We start from the raw sequence: 16,829 nt of genomic DNA, 5'->3' as shown, positions 1-16,829 counted from the left end.
AGGAATTTATGAAAAAGACAGGAATCTGGGCGGTTGCCGCCCTCACCACATTTGCCACAGCCACAACGTTCGCCGCCGATCTTCCGGGCAAAGGCGTCAGCGTGACACCGATTCAAAGCACCATCAGCGAAGAAACTTTTCAGACGGAACTGGTGAACAAGGCGCTGGAAAAACTGGGCTACGACGTTCAGCCGACCCGTGAAGTGGATTACAACGTCGGCTACACCACCATTGCTGCCGGTGACGCCACGTTTACCGCAGTGAACTGGTCGCCGTTGCATGATGAAATGTACAAAGCCGCGGGTGGCGATAAAGTTTTCTATCGTGAAGGGACGTATGTGACCGGCGCAGCGCAGGGCTGGCTTATCGATAAGAAAACCGCCGAGCAGTATCACATTACCAACATCGAACAGCTTAAAGATCCGAAACTCGCCAAGCTGTTTGATACCAACGGCGACGGCAAAGCCGATCTGACCGGTTGTACGCCGGGCTGGGGCTGTGAAGCTGCACTGAATGAACAGCTGAAAGCGTACGGTCTGGAAAAAACCGTGACACATAATCAGGGTAACTATTCCGCGATGATCGCCGACACCATTACACGATACAAAGAAGGCAAACCGATTTTCTATTACACCTGGACGCCGTACTGGGTCAGCAATGTGCTGATCCCGGGCAAAGATGTGTTGTGGATGCAGGTGCCGTTCTCCGTCGTGCCGGGTGATAAAAACGCCGATACCAAACTGCCAAACGGCAAGAACTACGGTTTCCCGGTGAGTACTATGCATATCGTGGCAAACAAAGCCTGGGCTGAGAAAAACCCGGCCGCCGCGAAGCTGTTTGCCATCATGAAATTACCGCTGAAAGACATCAATGCGCAGAATGCTGCGATGCACGCCGGTAAAAACTCGGATGCTGATATCGATGCACAGACCGACGGCTGGATTAAAGCCCATCAGGAAGAGTTCGATGGCTGGGTGAAAGAAGCCGCTGCGGCCGCGAAGTAAGCAAAAAATAACGCAGTAAAACCCGCGGGCGGAGAGAAATCTCCGCCCGTTTTTTTGTGTTTACAGCGTGTCGTCTTCGGAGATTGCAAGAAAGCGTTGCCCGGCCAGGGACATCGTGGTTTGCCAGACACAAAAAACCTGACGGCGCGGCGCGTTTTCGATTGGGATCGACACCAGATCGCTGCCGGCCTGAATCCGTGAAAGCGGCACAATGCCGACGGCGAGCGAGCGGCGGACGATATTTTCCAGCCACTCGATATGATCGATTTCAAAGCTGACATGGCGGGTAATTCCGGCTTCTTTGAAGGCGTTATCAGTCTGGCGGCGCGCACCGGAACCGGCATAGAAATCCACCAGCGGCACCTGCGCCAGCTCGCTTAACGCCACCGTCCCACGTTGCGCGTAAACATGGTTCGGGCTGACCAGCGCCACCAGCGGTTCATCACAAAGCTGGCGGTGTGGCAGTTTGATCGACGCTCTGTCACCCGGCCACAGGCCGACAAAGGCCACGTCGGTCCGGCTCTGTTGCACGTCTTCCAGCAGCTTTTCGCTCATTCCTACGTAGAGCCGGATATTCACTCGCGGATAGCGCTGCGTAAAACGCGCCAGCTGACCGACCACATCTATCGCGTTCAGCGTTGATATCGTCCCGACCGTGAGCGTACCGCTGATTTCGCCTTTCAGGGCTTCCATGGTGTCGAGCAATTCCCCCTGCGCGGCCAGCAATTTCTCTGCAGGGGCCAGAAATGCACGGCCAGCGGTGGTCAGTTTGACCTGTCTGGACGTCCGCTCGAACAGCGTACTGCCCAGCTCTTCCTCCAGTTTTGCAATCTGGTGGCTCAGTGCAGACTGCACGGTATGGCAGCGCTGCGCCGCCCGGGTAAAGTTCTGTTCCTGCGCCACGGCAAGGGCAAATCGGATCTGTTTGAGGTTCATCGATCAATCGCAAAATGAGATAGTTTTAATCAAAACTATACATTGGTTTAATATTTAAGAGTGAACGATACTGGGCCTCTGCTGCATTCCTGAAGTTTCACACCAGCGGCTTATCGCTATCTCCAATAAAAAAGACTGACTTTCATAATGAAAAACTCAAAAACACCTGTCACGCTCAGCCCGGCGCTGATCATGCTGATGGCGGTGGCCACCGGGCTTGCCGTTGCCAGTAACTATTATCCGCAACCGCTGCTGGAAACCATTGCGCGTGCATTCAGCCTTTCCGTTAATCAGGCCGGTTTTATCGTCACCGTTGCTCAGCTGGGTTATGCCTGCGGGCTGATGTTTATCGTTCCGCTGGGCGATATGTTTGAACGTCGTAACCTGATTGTGCTGATGACACTGCTTTCCGCCGCCGGATTGCTGATCACCGCGATGGCACCAACGCTGACTATCATGCTGGTGGGGACGGCGCTGACCGGGCTGTTCTCAGTGGTGGCGCAGATTCTGGTGCCGCTGGCGGCGACGCTGGCTGAACCGGAACGGCGCGGCAAAGTAGTCGGGCTGATTATGTCCGGCCTGTTGCTGGGTATTCTGCTGGCCCGGACGGTTGCCGGTGCGCTGGCGACGCTCGGCGGCTGGCGGACGGTGTACTGGGTTGCCAGTGCGCTGATGATTATCATGGCACTGGTGTTGTGGCGCAAACTGCCAAAACATCAGCAACATACGGTTCTGAACTATCCGCAACTGCTTAAATCCATTTTCACCCTGTTTATCCACACGCCAGTTTTACGCACCCGCGCGCTGATCGGTATGTTCTGTTTTGCTAACTTCAGTATTTTGTGGACGTCGATGGCGTTCCTGCTGGCTGGCCCGGCGTATCACTATTCCGAAGGGGTGATTGGCCTGTTTGGTCTGGTCGGCGCAGCGGGCGCACTGGCGGCTACACGCGCCGGACATCTGGCCGATAAAGGCAAAGCGCATCTGACGACAACGGCAGGATTGGTGCTGCTTTTGCTCTCCTGGGCGGCGATTGCTTACGGTCAGCATTCGGTGATTTCCCTGATCGTCGGCATCATCATTTTGGACCTTTCGGTTCAGGGCGTGCACATTACTAACCAAAGCGTGATTTACAAATCGATGCCGGAAGCGCGTAACCGCCTGACAGCAGGTTACATGACAACGTATTTTATTGGCGGCGCGGTAGGGTCCCTGGTGTCGGCTTCGGCTTATCAAACGGCGGGCTGGTATGGGGTCTCGGTGGCAGGCACCATCATGTGCGTACTGAATTTACTGGTCTGGCAGAAGGGGCATAAACACAAGCTGGCCTGATAACGTACGAAATTACATCAGGAGGGAATCATCACCCCTCCTGATTAGCTTGCGAATAATCATATTAGAAATTTATTTGTACCAAAGGGTGTTAACAATACTTACAGTCTGGTAATGTTTACGCCATAAATTATTCGCCGGTATCCTCCCGGTTTTCACAATGTTTTAAACACCATGCACAGCAACCCTGATCTTGAAGCGCCTGACCCCGTCCGCGTTTCCACTTTCGCACAAGGTATTACCGATAGCCTTCCTATCGTGATGGGTTATCTTCCTATCGCTTTTGCGTTTGGTCTCAGCGCCGTCAAACTCGGTTTCACGCCCGCTGAAAGTCTGCTGTTCTCCATACTTATCTATGCTGGCGCCAGTCAGTTTGTGATCACCGCGCTGCTCAGCGCCGGGATGTCTCTCTGGGTTTCCGCTCTTACCGTGATGGCCATGGACGTTCGCCATGTTCTCTACGGCCCTTCGCTGCGTAACCGTATTGTGGGAAAACTCAGCGGTAAAAAAACCGCACTTTGGGCGTTTGGCCTGACCGATGAAGTTTTTGCCGCCGCCACCGCCAAACTCGTCCGTGATAAACGCAGCTGGAGCGAGAACTGGATGTGTGGCATCGCGCTTTCTTCCTGGCTTTCGTGGGTTTTTGGCACCGCCATCGGCGCACTTTTCGGCAATGGCCCGCTGGAAAATTACCCTGCCATTGAAGCTGCGCTCGGATTCATGTTGCCCGCCCTTTTCATGAGTTTCCTGCTCGCCGCTTTTAAGCGCCAGCAAAGCATGGTGTTTGTTGCCTCGCTGGCCGGCGCGCTCGGTGGGCTGTTATTCTGGTCGATTCCTGCCGCTATCGGATGCGGCCTCGGTGCCGGATGTCTGGCCGCCCTATTGCAACCCGCAGCCTCAGTGAGCGCCACGGAGGTCACCCCGGATGAGCGCTAATGTCATTCTGGTTTGTCTGCTGGTCGGCGCCGTCAATTACCTCTTTCGATATTTGCCATTGCGCCTGGGCGCACGGCAAAAGTCGGGGACGCTGAAAAGCGGCCCGCTGTCCCGCGTGCTCGACAGCATCGGTATCGCCTCGATTTGTGCGTTACTGGTCGTTTCAAGCACCCCGGAAATTCTACGTGACACGCAAAAATTGCTGCCTTCGCTGGCCGGTTTTGCGCTGCTTGCACTGATTTTCTGGCGAACCAAAAGCATTATTATCGCAACGCTGACGGGTGCCGTGGTCTACGGCCTGGTGTTCAAGGTGATGCTGCTGGCGGGCTGAGGCCGTGTTTTACCGTAAGGCAACAACCAGGCAAACTTTGCCGAATACTTTAAACATCGAATAATTCACCGGAGTTATGAAACACACTAATTGCTAAAGAATTGGTGATTCATGACATTGATATTATTAATTACCATCGTTACTATGTCATCTGTAACTAATGAGGCTACTCATATGGACAGTTCGTTCGCGCCAATTGAAAACATGTTAAATTTCCGGGCTAAAAAGCAAAAAGATTTTCCTTATCAGGAAATATTGCTGACCCGCCTGTGTATGCACATGCAAAGTAAATTGCTGGAAAACCGCAATAAGATGCTGAAAGCGCAAGGCATCAACGAAACGCTCTTTATGGCCCTGCTCACACTTGATGCACAGGAAAGCCACAGTATTCAGCCATCGGAGCTAAGCTCAGCGCTGGGTTCTTCCCGCACCAATGCCACCCGTATTGCGGATGAGTTGGAAAAGCGCGGGTGGATTGAACGTCGTGAGAGCGACAATGACCGCCGGTGTCTGCATTTACACCTGACGGCCGATGGTGAAGCTTTTATCCAGAAGTTACTGCCGCCTCAACATAAGAGCCTGCATTTTCTCTGGTCAACCCTGGACGCAGATGAGCAGAAGCAGTTAGAAACCCTGACGCGCAAACTGTTAACTCGCCTTGATCAGATGGATGCGACAGCACTACAACAATTCTAAATTTCTGTTCAGGTAAACCACACATGTCACTCCAAGCTCGCTGGAGGCTTACGCCGCTGTTTGCCGTTTTGATTTTGGCTGGCTGCGCCTCCAGTAATAATATCGCTCCTCAGTCGTCGCTGCTGGATACCCAACAGCTTCATCTGCAGCAGGCAAAAGTCAGTTCTCTGACCATCGGCCCACAGTGGTGGCGTAGTCTTAATGATCCGCAGCTTGATAACCTGATGACCACGACGTTGCAAAACTCGCCATCATTGCGTCAGGCCGCGGCTCGCGTGCGCGAAGCGCAGAGCGTGATGGGCGAAGCCGATGCGGCCAATGGCCCGTATCTGGACCTGAATGGTTCGACGCGTCGTGAACGTGTAGCGAAAAACACGATCCCGCCGTTCCTGACCAGCTACCCGGAAGCGCCCATTTACGACAGCAGCAACAGCCTCGGGCTGAATCTGAGCTATGAGTTTGACTGGTGGGGTAAGTATCGCAATCAGGTAAATGCCGCGAAAGCACAGGTGGATTCCGCCCGCGCCGAGCAGGCAGAAGCCGCGCTGACGCTGACCAGTTCGGTCGCGTCAGCCTATTATCAGTTGCAGGCCAATCTGGCTTTGCAGGATGTTCTGCAACATGAAGTGGATAACAATCAGCATCTGGCGGATTTGCGTAAAGCGCAGTATCAGGCCGGTGTCTACGGCATTGAAATTCCGCAACAAACACAGGCTCAGGCCGACAGTGCTAAGCAGCAAATCATCAACCTGAAAGCCCAGACAGAACAGCTGAGACATCAGCTTTCCGCGCTGGCTGGGCAGGGGCCGGATGCGATGAACGGGCTGCACGCCGTGGCATTACCACCGGCTGAAGCGCTGGCGCCGAAAGGCGAGCTGACGCTCGATTTACTGGGCAAACGCCCGGACATCACTGCGCAGCGTGATCTGGTGGAATCTTATTCCCAGCGCGTCAGTGCGGCCAAAAAAGAGTTCTACCCAAGCCTTTCGATCAGCGCCTTTGGCGGTCTGACGACCACCAATTACGGCGGCACCAGCCCGAATCTTCTGGAAGCAGCCAGCAAAGCCTGGAATATCACACCAGCAATTTCGCTGCCGATTTTCCACGCAGGCGCACTGCGTTCCAAACTGGGCGAAGAGTCCGCGTTATATGACCAGTCCGTTGAGTCATATAACCAGACCATCCTGAGCGCCATCCAGCAAACTGCGGATGCCATTACCCTCTCGAAAAGCAGCGTTGAACAATTGCAGCAGGCTTCTTCTGCCGCTAAATCGCTGGAAGAGGTGTATCGCGTTTCGGATGCAAGATACAACGCTGGCGTCATCGGACGGGATGAGCTGTTAACCAGCCAGTCAGCACTCCTGCAACAGCAACAGGCGCAACTTACCGCCAGCAGTCAGCTGATGCAGGCAAAAATCAGTCTCATTCGTGCGCTCGGGGGAGGCTATCAGGCCCCGGCTGCGAACCAAAAATCATAATAAAAGACTCAGTGTGGAGAAGACCATGAGCGCAAATGCCGAAACTCAGGCAACGCCGCAAGCTCCGAAAAATAAGAAGAAAACGCGCAAAGTCGCGATGCTCTTGTTAACCGGGATTTTCATTATTATCGCCATCGCCTACCTGTTTTACTGGCTGCTGGTATTACGTCACTTCGAGTCTACCGATGATGCGTATGTTGCCGGTAATCAGGTTCAGATTATGGCGCAGGTGTCAGGCAGCGTGACTGACGTCAATTTCGACAGCACCGACTTTGTCAAAAAAGGCGATGTGCTGGTGACTATCGATCCGACCGATGCGGAACAGGCGTTTGAACGTTCTAAAACGGCTCTGGCTAACAGCGTGCGCCAGACGCATCAGCTGATCATCAACGGCAAACAGTACCAGGCAAATATCGCGCTGCGTGCGACGCAACTGCAACAGGCGCAGTCTGACCTGAAACGTCGTATCGTGCTGGGCAACGTTGACGCCATTGGACGTGAAGAACTGCAACACGCCCGTGATGCCGTGGATACCGCGAAAGCGCAATATGATGTCGCCGTGCAGCAGTACAACGCAAATCAGGCGATGGTGCTGAACACGCCAGTTGATCAGCAACCGCAAGTTTTGCAGGCCGCCGCGCAGGTTCGTGACGCATGGCTCGCCCTGCAACGTACCAAAATCCGCAGCCCGATTGACGGTTTTGTTTCCCGTCGCGCGGTTCAGATCGGACAGCAAATCAGCCCGTCCACGTCTCTGATGGCCGTTGTGCCTGCTCATCACATCTGGGTTGATGCCAACTTTAAAGAAACACAGCTGGCGAATATGCGTATTGGTCAGGTGGCGACCGTGGTCAGTGATATGTATGGCGATGACGTGAAATATCACGGCAAAGTGGTCGGTATGGATATGGGTACCGGCGGCGCGTTCTCGCTGCTTCCGGCACAAAATGCGACCGGCAACTGGATCAAAGTGGTTCAGCGCCTCCCGGTACGCATTGAGCTTAACGATCAGGAAGTTGCGGAACATCCGCTGCGCATTGGTTTGTCCACGCTGGTGACGGTTGATACTCAGAACCGTGATGGTCTGGTGCTGGCTAATACCGTGCGTTCCGAACCGCTGTATCAGACTTCAGCTCTGACACTGGATCTGGCTCCGGCTAATGCCATCATTGCTGATGTTATTCACGCAAATGCGGGCTAAAACCTCCGGAGGCCTCTGTGGCAAATAAACCGCTGGTAGGCGCCCCGCTGGCCTGGATGACGGTGGCTTTGTCTTTGGCCACCTTTATGCAGGTGCTGGACTCGACGATCGCCAACGTGGCGATCCCGACCATCGCCGGGAATCTGGGTGCATCGAACTCACAGGGCACCTGGGTGATTACGTCGTTCGGGGTCGCTAACGCCATCTCAATCCCCATCACCGGCTGGCTGGCTAAGCGCATCGGTGAAGTCAAACTGTTCCTGTGGTCCACGATACTGTTTGCGCTCGCCTCCTGGCTTTGCGGCATGTCCAACAGCCTGGAAATGCTGATCTTCTTCCGTGTGCTGCAAGGCGTGGTAGCAGGTCCGCTGATCCCTTTATCACAAAGTTTGCTACTGAATAACTATCCGCCGGCCAAGCGAAGTACCGCGCTCGCACTCTGGTCGATGACGGTGATCGTCGCCCCGATTTGCGGGCCGATCCTCGGCGGGTATATCAGTGATAACTTCCACTGGGGATGGATCTTCTTCATCAACGTACCGATCGCCATCGTGGTCGTGGTGCTGACGCTGAGAACCCTGAAAGGCCGCGAAACTGCCACACAGATCCGCCCGATCGACAGCGTTGGCCTGGTGTTGCTGGTGCTGGGCATCGGCGCATTGCAGGTGATGCTCGACCGGGGCAAGGAGCTGGACTGGTTCAACTCGACAGAAATTATCGTGCTGGCGGTCGTGGCGGTGGTCGCGTTGTGCTTCCTGGTCGTCTGGGAGTTGACCGATGACCACCCGATAGTCGACCTGTCGCTGTTTAAATCGCGAAACTTCACCATCGGCGTGCTGTGTATCAGCCTGGCTTACATGCTTTACTTCGGCGCGATTGTTTTGCTGCCGCAGCTGTTGCAGGAGGTCTATGGTTATACCGCCACCTGGGCGGGTCTGGCGTCCGCGCCAGTCGGTATTCTGCCGGTGCTGATGTCGCCGATTATCGGCCGCTTCGCACACCGTCTGGATATGCGAAAACTGGTGACGTTCAGCTTTATCATGTACGCCTACTGTTTCTTCTGGCGTGCTTATACCTTCGAACCGGGGATGGATTTTGGTGCTTCTGCATGGCCGCAGTTTATTCAGGGCTTTGCGGTAGGCTGCTTCTTCATGCCCCTGACCACCATTATTCTGTCGGGATTACCGCCGGAACGTATGGCGGCAGCCTCCAGTTTGTCGAACTTTATCCGTACGCTGGCGGGGTCTATCGGGACGTCAATCACCACGACGATGTGGTCGAACCGGGAATCGCTGCACCATGCGCAGCTGACCGAAAACATCACACCGTATAACCCGGCAGCGACACAGACTTATCAGCAGTTGGAAGGGATTGGCATGAGCCATCAGCAGGCTTCCGGGTGGATAGCGCGGGAAATTACGAATCAGGGGCTCATCATCTCTGCTAACGAGATTTTCTGGTTATCCGGCGGGGCATTCCTGGTACTGCTGATCTTAATCTGGTTCGCCCGTCCGCCATTCAGCAGCGGTGGCGGCGGCGGTGGTGCGCACTGATTTCATGTCGTCAGTTAACACGAATCAGTAAACATCGGAAAGCAAAACGGACGCTCAGGGCGTCCGTTTTTTATGGGTGAAAATCAGGATTTACGCCTGATTCTGACGCCACCATTCAGCCAGCAAAATACCGGTCGCAACGGAAACGTTCAGGCTTTCCACTTTGCCCGTACCGCCGATAGACACGCTCAGGTCGCCCTGCTGCCATGCGCTGTCGGACAGGCCGTCGCTTTCTTCGCCCAGCACCAGCACCATTTTGGCTGGCAGCTCAGCTTTACCGAGCGCCGTCCCTTTGTGGCTGGACGTGGTCACGATGGTGTAACCGGCTTTACGGAAGGTCGCCAGCACATCAAGGAAGTTATCCGCACTGATGGCTTTAACGTGTTCTGCGCCGCCTTCAGCGGTACGCACGGCGGCACCGGATTCCAGCTGAGCCGGATCCTGAACCATCATCCCGTTGATACCAAAATGCGCACATGAACGCATGATACCACCGAGGTTGTGCGGGTTGCCGACGTTTTCCAGCGCCAGCACACAGTCTTTCGCAGGAGCAGATTGCAGATAGGTTTCTGCATCCAGACCCTGACGTTTTTTAATCAGGAAACACACGCCGCCATGGTGTTCGGTGCCGGAAGCTTTCACCAGCTCTTCGTCTTCTACCACGTGATACGCTTTGCGGTTTGCCGCCATCCAGCGCAACGCTTCGCGGAAACGCGGAGTGACTGATTGCACAAACCACGCGCGAACAATCGCGTCAGGACGGCTGGCAAACAGCGCCTGACAGGCATTCTCGCCGTAAACGCGTGTTTCTTCCTGGCGCTGACGACGCAGTTGTTCAGGGTCGATGAAACTTTTGCCGCTGATACCACCGTGATCCGGTACAGATTCATCCGCCGGTGCACGGGAAACAGTTTTCCACGGTGAAGAGTACGGACCGTCGTCTTCACGTGCCGGACGACGCGGGCGATCATCACCACGACGAGGTGCAGGGCCGCGTGAATCGCCACGGGAATCGCTGCTGCGACGCTCATTGCGGCGGGCATCGTCAGGACGGGAACCCTGGCGAGGTTTATCGCCCGGACGTCCTTTATTGTTGGAAGGACGTTTATCGTTGTTGCGGTTATCGCCGTCGTCGTCACTACGGACGTACATCACTTTGACTTTGCCGTTCTTGCCACTGAATGAATCGTTCATTTTTCTCTCCACCTACGCGCAGGGCGCGAAGATTACCTGATGTCTGTGAGCTAAGCCACAGGCTTTCGACCAAAAGCTAAAAACTATCATATTCATTGAATAAACCGCGTTGTTTACGTGACGTGGCGCCCCCATACTTACAACATACAAGTAACATATCAGCCGTTTTGTTTACCGCTTTATGCGTAAAGCCGGGGTTCTGGTTGATACCATTCTCACGTTAAGCAATGTAGAGGCTATTTTATGAATACGATTTGTTCATCATGTCAGGCCACCAACCGCCTGCCTGAGGATCGTATCGACGACGGCGCAAAATGCGGCCGCTGCGGTCATGCACTTTTTGAAGGCGATGTGGTTCACGCCACTGCCGCCACGCTGGACAAATATCTGCAGGACGACCTGCCGGTTGTCATCGATTTCTGGGCACCGTGGTGTGGCCCGTGCGTGAACTTCGCGCCTATTTTTGAAGATGTTGCGCAGGAACGTGCCGGTAAAATCCGTTTCATTAAGGTTAATACCGAAGCAGAACCTGAACTGAGCGCGCGGTTCCGTATTCGCAGTATTCCGACCATTATGGTGTTTAATGAAGGCAAAATGGTCGATATGTTGAGCGGCGCCATGCCTAAGGCACCTTTCAATAACTGGCTTAATGAATCATTGTAACGCATAAGCCGTTATAAAGCCCTGCCGATGGCCCGCCTCAGCGCGGGCCATTTTGTACGTTCAGCAGATGCTGCTTGCCAGCGAACGGCGGGTGATTAAAATAGCCGCTTTTCGAATACCGGAATGCTTATGTCAGCCAACGCCGTCCTTCGCCTGCGTGAGCAGCGTTTAGCCCGCTCGACCCGCCCTTTTCTGGCCCGGGGATCCCGTGCGATTCGTTGCCAGGCATGCCTGTTACCTCAACGTCACTGCATCTGCGCCACGCGTGAGATACATCAGGCGAACAGCCGTTTCTGTCTGGTGATGTTTGACACCGAACCGATGAAGCCGAGCAATACCGGTCGCCTGATTGCGGACGTTTTACCGGATACGCAGGCATTCCTGTGGTCGCGTACCGAAACCGATCCGGCGTTGCTGGATGCCATATCTGACCCGTCGCGCCAGCCTTACGTGGTTTTTCCGGCGTCTTTCGCAACACCGCCGCGTCAGGTCTTTACCGAAGTCCCCGAAGGCAGTAAACCCCCGCTGTTTATCATGCTGGACGGCACCTGGAATGAAGCACGCAAAATGTTCCGCAAAAGTCCGTATCTGGATAATTTGCCGGTATTCTCTCTGGATGTAAGTGCCAGCTCCGGTTATATCCTGCGTGAAGCCTCGCGTCCGGAATTACATTGCACAGTTGAAGTGGCCGCCGCGTTACTCGAAAAAGCCGGGGACACACAGGCGTCTGCAGGTTTATCACGACACTTTACCCATTTCCGCACGCAATATCTGGCAGGAAAACCCCATCATCCGGTGCATCAGCTCACAGCAAAAAACGAAGAAAACCTCTAGAATCATGGGAACATGATGAATCGGAGAGACGATGAGCCAACGCGGACTAGAAGCACTATTACGACCTGAGTCGATTGCAGTCGTCGGCGCCAGTAATAAACCGGGGCGCGCGGGATATCTGATGATGCGCAATCTGCTCGACAGCGGATTTAACGGCCCTGTTTTGCCGGTCACCCCGGCTTACCGCGCAGTCTGTGGCGTTCTGACCTGGCAGGATGTCGCCAGTCTGCCGATGTCGCCTGATCTCGCCATTCTCTGCACGCACGCAGACCGTAATATGGCGCTGCTGGAACAGCTGGGCGAGCGCGGTTGCAAAACTGTCATCGTACTTTCCTCTCAACCCGGCCAGTTCTCCGAACTGAAAGCCTGCGCTCAGCGTTTTACAATGCGGCTTCTTGGGCCAAACAGTCTCGGTATTCTCGCTCCCTGGCAAAAGCTGAATGCCAGTTTTTCTCCGGTGCCGATCCTGCCCGGCAAACTCGCGTTTATTTCGCAATCGGCCGCCGTGGCCAATACCATTCTTGACTGGGCGCAGCAACGTGCCGTCGGATTTTCCTATTTCGTCTCACTGGGCGACAGTCTGGATATCGACGTCGATGATCTGCTCGATTTCCTCGCCCGCGATACAAAAACCAGCGCCATCCTTCTTTATCTGGAGCATATCAGCGATGCCCGGCGTTTTCTTTCTGCTTCGCGCAGCGCATCACGCAACAAGCCTATTCTGGTCATCAAAAGTGGCCGCAGCGGGCAGGCTCAGCATCTCCTGAACAGCCCGCTCAGCCTCGACGCAGCTTATGATGCCGCCATTCAGCGTGCGGGATTGCTGCGCGTACAAGATACGCATGAACTCTTCTCCGCTGTAGAGACCCTGAGCCATATGCGCCCGTTGCGCGGTGAGCGCTTACTCATTATCAGTAACGGCGCAGCACCGGCGGCGATGGCGTTAGATCAACTGCTGTTGCGTAACGGGAAACTGGCAAAGCTGGGGGATGAAACAGGAAAAGCGCTGGCTGACGTTCTGCCGAAGACGATTACCGCCTCTAATCCGCTAGATTTGCATGACGACGCCACGCCTCAGCTGTATCAGTCGGTCATAACAGCGCTGCTCGACAGTACGGATTACGACGCCATATTGGTGATACACGCCCCGAGCGCGGCAGCGCATGGCACGGTCACCGGCAGCCAGCTGATAGAAGCGGTTCGTAAACATCCGCGAGGAAAATACATTACGCTGCTAACAAACTGGTGCGGCGAATTTTCCTCACAGGAAGCACGCAAGCTGTTCAGCAGTGCCGGGATCCCGACTTACCGGACCCCGGAAGGGGCGGTGACAGCGTTTATGCATATGGTGGAATATCGCCGCAACCAGAAACAACTGAAAGAAACGCCTGCGCTGCCGGCAGATCTTGAACAGAATACCGATCAGGCTCACAGACTGATTGCACAAACATTAGCGGAAGGCACCACACAGCTTGATACGCATGAAGTCCGCGCTATTTTGCAGGCGTACGGAATGAATGTGCTGCCGACTTGGATCGCCAGTGACAGCGCTGAAGCCGTAAATATTGCCAGCCAGATTGGTTATCCCGTCGCGTTGAAACTGCGTTCGCCGGACATTCCGCATAACTCTGAAGTTCAGGGCGTCATGCTGTATCTGCGCACGCCCAGTGAAGTCGAACAGGCGGCCAATGCCATCTTCGACCGGGCTAAACTCGCGTTTCCACAGGCACGAATTCTGGGTTTGCTGGTGCAGCCGATGGCCAACCGCCCCGGCTCTCAGGAATTACGGGTAGTCGTCGAGCAGGATCCTGTCTTCGGCCCGTTGATTATGCTGGCCGAAGGCGGAACTGACTGGCGCCCCGAAAGACAGGCGGCGATTGCGCTGCCGCCCCTGAACATGACGCTGGCGCGCTATCAGGTCGTGCAGGCATTGAAGAGCGGTAAAATACGCGATCGGAATGCGCTGCATCCTCTCAATATTCCCGCCCTGAGTCAGCTTCTGGTTAACGTGTCTAACCTGATTATTGATTGCCCGGAAATCGAACGGCTGGACATCCATCCGTTGCTGATTTCCGGCAGTGAAGTGAGCCTGCTTGATGTGTCGATGGAGCTTTCCACGCGCGACCGGGATGCGCCTTCACGCCTGGCAATCAGGCCTTATCCACGCGAACTGGAAGAGCGCGTTATACTCAAGAATGGTGTCCCTGTGTTATTCCGCCCGATTCTTCCGGAAGATGAGCCGCTGCTGAAAGCCTTTATCCTGAAGGTCACCAAAGAAGATCTGTATTACCGCTATTTCAGTGAGATTAACGAGTTTACTCATGAAGACTTGGCGAACATGACGCAGATTGATTATGACCGCGAGATGGCTTTCGTGGCTATTCGAACAGTGAATGAAGAAAGTGAAATTATTGGAGTCACGCGAACCGTTTCTGACCCCGACAATATCGATGCCGAATTCTCCGTACTGGTGCGTTCTGATCTGAAAGGCCTGGGGCTCGGGCGACGTTTGCTGGATAAGATGATTGATTACGCCGCAGAGCACGGCCTGCTACGTCTGACCGGTATCACGATGCCCAACAACCGCGGCATGATTACACTGGCCAAAAAGCTGGGATTTGATGTCGATATTCAGATTCAGGACGGAATCGTTAATCTGTTTCTGGCACTGGAAAAACGCCGGAATTTATAGCAGAAAACCGTGAGCCTGAGCGATGAACAGGCAAAAGATGCGCACATGCGGCAGGACTAATGGTATTATCGACCGATTGTGCGGTCACCACAGTCTATCTGTGCCGCTGAAATCATTACCTGAAAAGAGAAGAAGCGCACTGTGATGTTGTCAAAATTTAAACGTAATAAACATCAACAACACCTTGCTCAACTGCCAAAACTCCCCCAAACAGTTGGTGCTGTAAAAACGCTCTATTGCCCTACAGATTTCCGTAAGGCGCTGCTCGAAGCCATTGCCAACGCCACCCAACGGATTTATCTGGTTGCTCTCTATTTAGAGAACGATGATGGCGGACGTGACGTGTTGTCGGCTCTGTATGCCGCAAAGCAGCTACGACCTGAGCTGGAGATCTGCGTGCTGGTTGACTGGCACCGCGCTCAGCGTGGCCGTATCGGTGCGGTGGCATCAAATACCAATGCTGACTGGTATTGTCGTATGGCTAAGGAACACCCAGAACTTTCTGTGCCGGTTTATGGCGTTCCCGTTAATACACGTGAAGCTTTGGGTGTTCTGCACCTTAAAGGTTTCGTTATTGACGATCAGGTCATCTACAGCGGGGCGAGCCTCAATGATGTTTATCTGCATCGCCACGAAAAATATCGTTATGACCGTTATCAGATGCTGACCAATGAAGCGCTGGCAAATACGATGGTCGACTTTATGAAGAAATCGATCCTTACGGCTGCAGCAGTTCAGCGTCTGGATCGTGAAGATCGTCCGAAAAGTATTGAGATTAAAAACGAAACGCGTCAGTTTCGCCAAACCCTGCGCACCAGTGGTTATCATTTCAAAGACAGCGCCGGTAACGATGAACTGGCGGTCACGCCCATTGTAGGGTTGGGCAAACAGAATGAATTGAATCGCACGATTCACCATTTAATGGCCAGCACCGATCACAAGCTGACGTTGTGTACCCCTTATTTCAATATGCCGGCGATGCTGGCACGTAATATCATTCATCTGCTGCGTCGTGGTAAGCAGGTTGAAATTATTGTGGGTGATAAAACCGCTAACGATTTTTATATTCCGCAAGATCAGCCTTTTAAAATCATCGGTGCCTTACCTTATTTATATGAAATCAATCTGCGCCGCTTCCTGAGCCGTTTACAACGCTTTGTCGACAGCGGGCAATTAATTGTCCGCCTCTGGAAAGATGGGGATAATAGTTACCACCTGAAAGGTATGTGGGTGGATGACCGCTGGCAGCTGATTACCGGGAATAACCTGAATCCGCGAGCCTGGCGACTTGATCTTGAGAATGCCATTCTGATCCACGATCCACATAAAGAGATGGCAACTGAGCGTCAAAAAGAACTGGATGAGATCCGCCAGCATACGCAAATTGTCTCTCATTATATGGAACTGGAAAGTATTCCGAATTATCCGGTTAAAGTGCGTAAGCTTATTCGCCGTTTGCGGCGGATTCGAATCGACAGATTAATCAGCCGAATTCTGTAATTGGCTATACTGAAAGCCTGATCATCCTGATCGGGCTTTTTTATATCTGGAATTCCATTTTATGACGCCATTATTCCCCTCTTCTGTCAGACTCTCCGCCATCAGCCTTATATTTTTTTGCACCGGCTGCACCCATTTCGCGAATGATCAATGGACCGGTAAAGACAAAGCCGAACACTTTGTTGGCTCAGCGGTATTAGCGGCGGCTGGCACGGCTTACGCAGATAACCAGGGTTGGAATGAAGCACGCAGTCGTTCATTCGGCTTGTTATTTTCAGTAGGTCTAGGAGCAACAAAAGAGCTTTATGATAGCCGCACGGGAGGAAGTGGATGGAGCTGGAAAGATTTTACCTGGGATATTGCCGGAGCAGCCGTTGGATATAGTGCTTATCATCTGACGCACTATTGATAAGCGACCATTTACCCTGAATATGGAGAGGCTGAATACGATATATGCCTTCAAAATTCACGATGCTTTT

General features: G+C 53.7%; 15 protein-coding genes. 13 read left to right on the top strand and 2 right to left on the bottom strand.

Annotated features, from left to right (window positions below; translation table 11 throughout):
- The first annotated feature begins 8 nt into the window (after positions 1 to 8).
- The gene (proX, locus tag ACLBVC_RS16600; RefSeq protein WP_195815673.1) at positions 9 to 1,004 is read left to right on the top strand and encodes a glycine betaine/L-proline ABC transporter substrate-binding protein ProX; all 996 of its coding nucleotides are present in this window, start codon (positions 9 to 11) and stop codon (positions 1,002 to 1,004) included.
- 60 nt (positions 1,005 to 1,064) lie between these two features.
- Here proX and ACLBVC_RS16595 read toward each other — a convergent pair whose 3' ends face one another.
- Positions 1,065 to 1,940: a LysR family transcriptional regulator gene (locus tag ACLBVC_RS16595; RefSeq protein WP_410150552.1), complete on the bottom strand. Its 876-nt coding sequence runs from the start codon at positions 1,938 to 1,940 to the stop codon at positions 1,065 to 1,067.
- Between the two features lie 147 nt (positions 1,941 to 2,087).
- On the opposite strand from ACLBVC_RS16595, the gene ACLBVC_RS16590 reads away from it, so the two are divergent.
- The 7 genes from ACLBVC_RS16590 (at position 2,088) to emrB (ending at position 9,467) form a co-directional block, all read left to right on the top strand.
- Complete coding sequence (locus ACLBVC_RS16590) at positions 2,088 to 3,272, top strand: MFS transporter (protein WP_410150551.1); 1,185 nt, start codon at positions 2,088 to 2,090, stop codon at positions 3,270 to 3,272.
- A 174-nt stretch (positions 3,273 to 3,446) separates the two neighbouring features.
- Positions 3,447 to 4,208, top strand: coding sequence for an AzlC family ABC transporter permease (locus ACLBVC_RS16585; protein ID WP_410150550.1), 762 nt, complete (start codon positions 3,447 to 3,449; stop codon positions 4,206 to 4,208).
- Positions 4,198 to 4,539, top strand: a complete 342-nt coding sequence (ygaH, locus tag ACLBVC_RS16580; RefSeq protein ID WP_410150549.1) for an L-valine transporter subunit YgaH — start codon at positions 4,198 to 4,200, stop codon at positions 4,537 to 4,539. Before ACLBVC_RS16585 ends, ygaH begins: the two co-directional genes overlap by 11 nt.
- Before the next feature lie 174 nt (positions 4,540 to 4,713).
- Complete coding sequence (mprA, locus tag ACLBVC_RS16575; protein ID WP_104924515.1) at positions 4,714 to 5,235, top strand: transcriptional repressor MprA; 522 nt, start codon at positions 4,714 to 4,716, stop codon at positions 5,233 to 5,235.
- Between the two features lie 23 nt (positions 5,236 to 5,258).
- Positions 5,259 to 6,713, top strand: coding sequence for an efflux transporter outer membrane subunit (locus tag ACLBVC_RS16570; protein ID WP_410150548.1), 1,455 nt, complete (start codon positions 5,259 to 5,261; stop codon positions 6,711 to 6,713).
- Between the two features lie 25 nt (positions 6,714 to 6,738).
- The gene (gene emrA, locus ACLBVC_RS16565) at positions 6,739 to 7,914 is read left to right on the top strand and encodes a multidrug efflux MFS transporter periplasmic adaptor subunit EmrA (protein WP_410150547.1); all 1,176 of its coding nucleotides are present in this window, start codon (positions 6,739 to 6,741) and stop codon (positions 7,912 to 7,914) included.
- A 17-nt stretch (positions 7,915 to 7,931) separates the two neighbouring features.
- Positions 7,932 to 9,467, top strand: coding sequence for a multidrug efflux MFS transporter permease subunit EmrB (gene emrB, locus ACLBVC_RS16560; protein WP_410150546.1), 1,536 nt, complete (start codon positions 7,932 to 7,934; stop codon positions 9,465 to 9,467).
- Positions 9,468 to 9,557: 90 nt separating this feature from the next.
- Here the strand turns inward: emrB and ACLBVC_RS16555 are convergent, their stop codons facing one another.
- Positions 9,558 to 10,661 carry a tRNA/rRNA methyltransferase gene (locus tag ACLBVC_RS16555; protein ID WP_152324846.1) on the bottom strand — a complete coding sequence of 368 codons (1,104 nt, stop codon included), beginning with the start codon at positions 10,659 to 10,661 and terminating at the stop codon, positions 9,558 to 9,560.
- A 243-nt stretch (positions 10,662 to 10,904) separates the two neighbouring features.
- Between ACLBVC_RS16555 and trxC the strand changes: the two genes are divergently transcribed.
- From trxC to ACLBVC_RS16530, 5 genes are all read left to right on the top strand, one after another.
- Positions 10,905 to 11,324, top strand: coding sequence for a thioredoxin TrxC (gene trxC, locus ACLBVC_RS16550; protein ID WP_104924510.1), 420 nt, complete (start codon positions 10,905 to 10,907; stop codon positions 11,322 to 11,324).
- A 129-nt stretch (positions 11,325 to 11,453) separates the two neighbouring features.
- The gene (locus ACLBVC_RS16545) at positions 11,454 to 12,158 is read left to right on the top strand and encodes a tRNA-uridine aminocarboxypropyltransferase (protein WP_410150545.1); all 705 of its coding nucleotides are present in this window, start codon (positions 11,454 to 11,456) and stop codon (positions 12,156 to 12,158) included.
- Between the two features lie 31 nt (positions 12,159 to 12,189).
- The gene (locus ACLBVC_RS16540; protein ID WP_410150544.1) at positions 12,190 to 14,850 is read left to right on the top strand and encodes a bifunctional acetate--CoA ligase family protein/GNAT family N-acetyltransferase; all 2,661 of its coding nucleotides are present in this window, start codon (positions 12,190 to 12,192) and stop codon (positions 14,848 to 14,850) included.
- 144 nt (positions 14,851 to 14,994) lie between these two features.
- A complete protein-coding gene (gene pssA, locus ACLBVC_RS16535) occupies positions 14,995 to 16,350 on the top strand; it encodes a CDP-diacylglycerol--serine O-phosphatidyltransferase (protein ID WP_410150543.1) in 1,356 nt (451 codons plus the stop codon).
- Positions 16,351 to 16,411: 61 nt separating this feature from the next.
- Entirely contained in the window at positions 16,412 to 16,759 is a 348-nt protein-coding gene (locus tag ACLBVC_RS16530) for a YfiM family lipoprotein (RefSeq protein WP_410150542.1), read from the top strand.
- The last annotated feature ends 70 nt before the right edge of the window (positions 16,760 to 16,829 follow it).

Origin of the sequence: Rahnella selenatireducens, from assembly GCF_046449555.1 — a bacterium.
Taxonomy (GTDB): Bacteria; Pseudomonadota; Gammaproteobacteria; order Enterobacterales; family Enterobacteriaceae; genus Rahnella; species Rahnella selenatireducens.
This window is presented reverse-complemented; position numbering and strand designations above follow the sequence as displayed.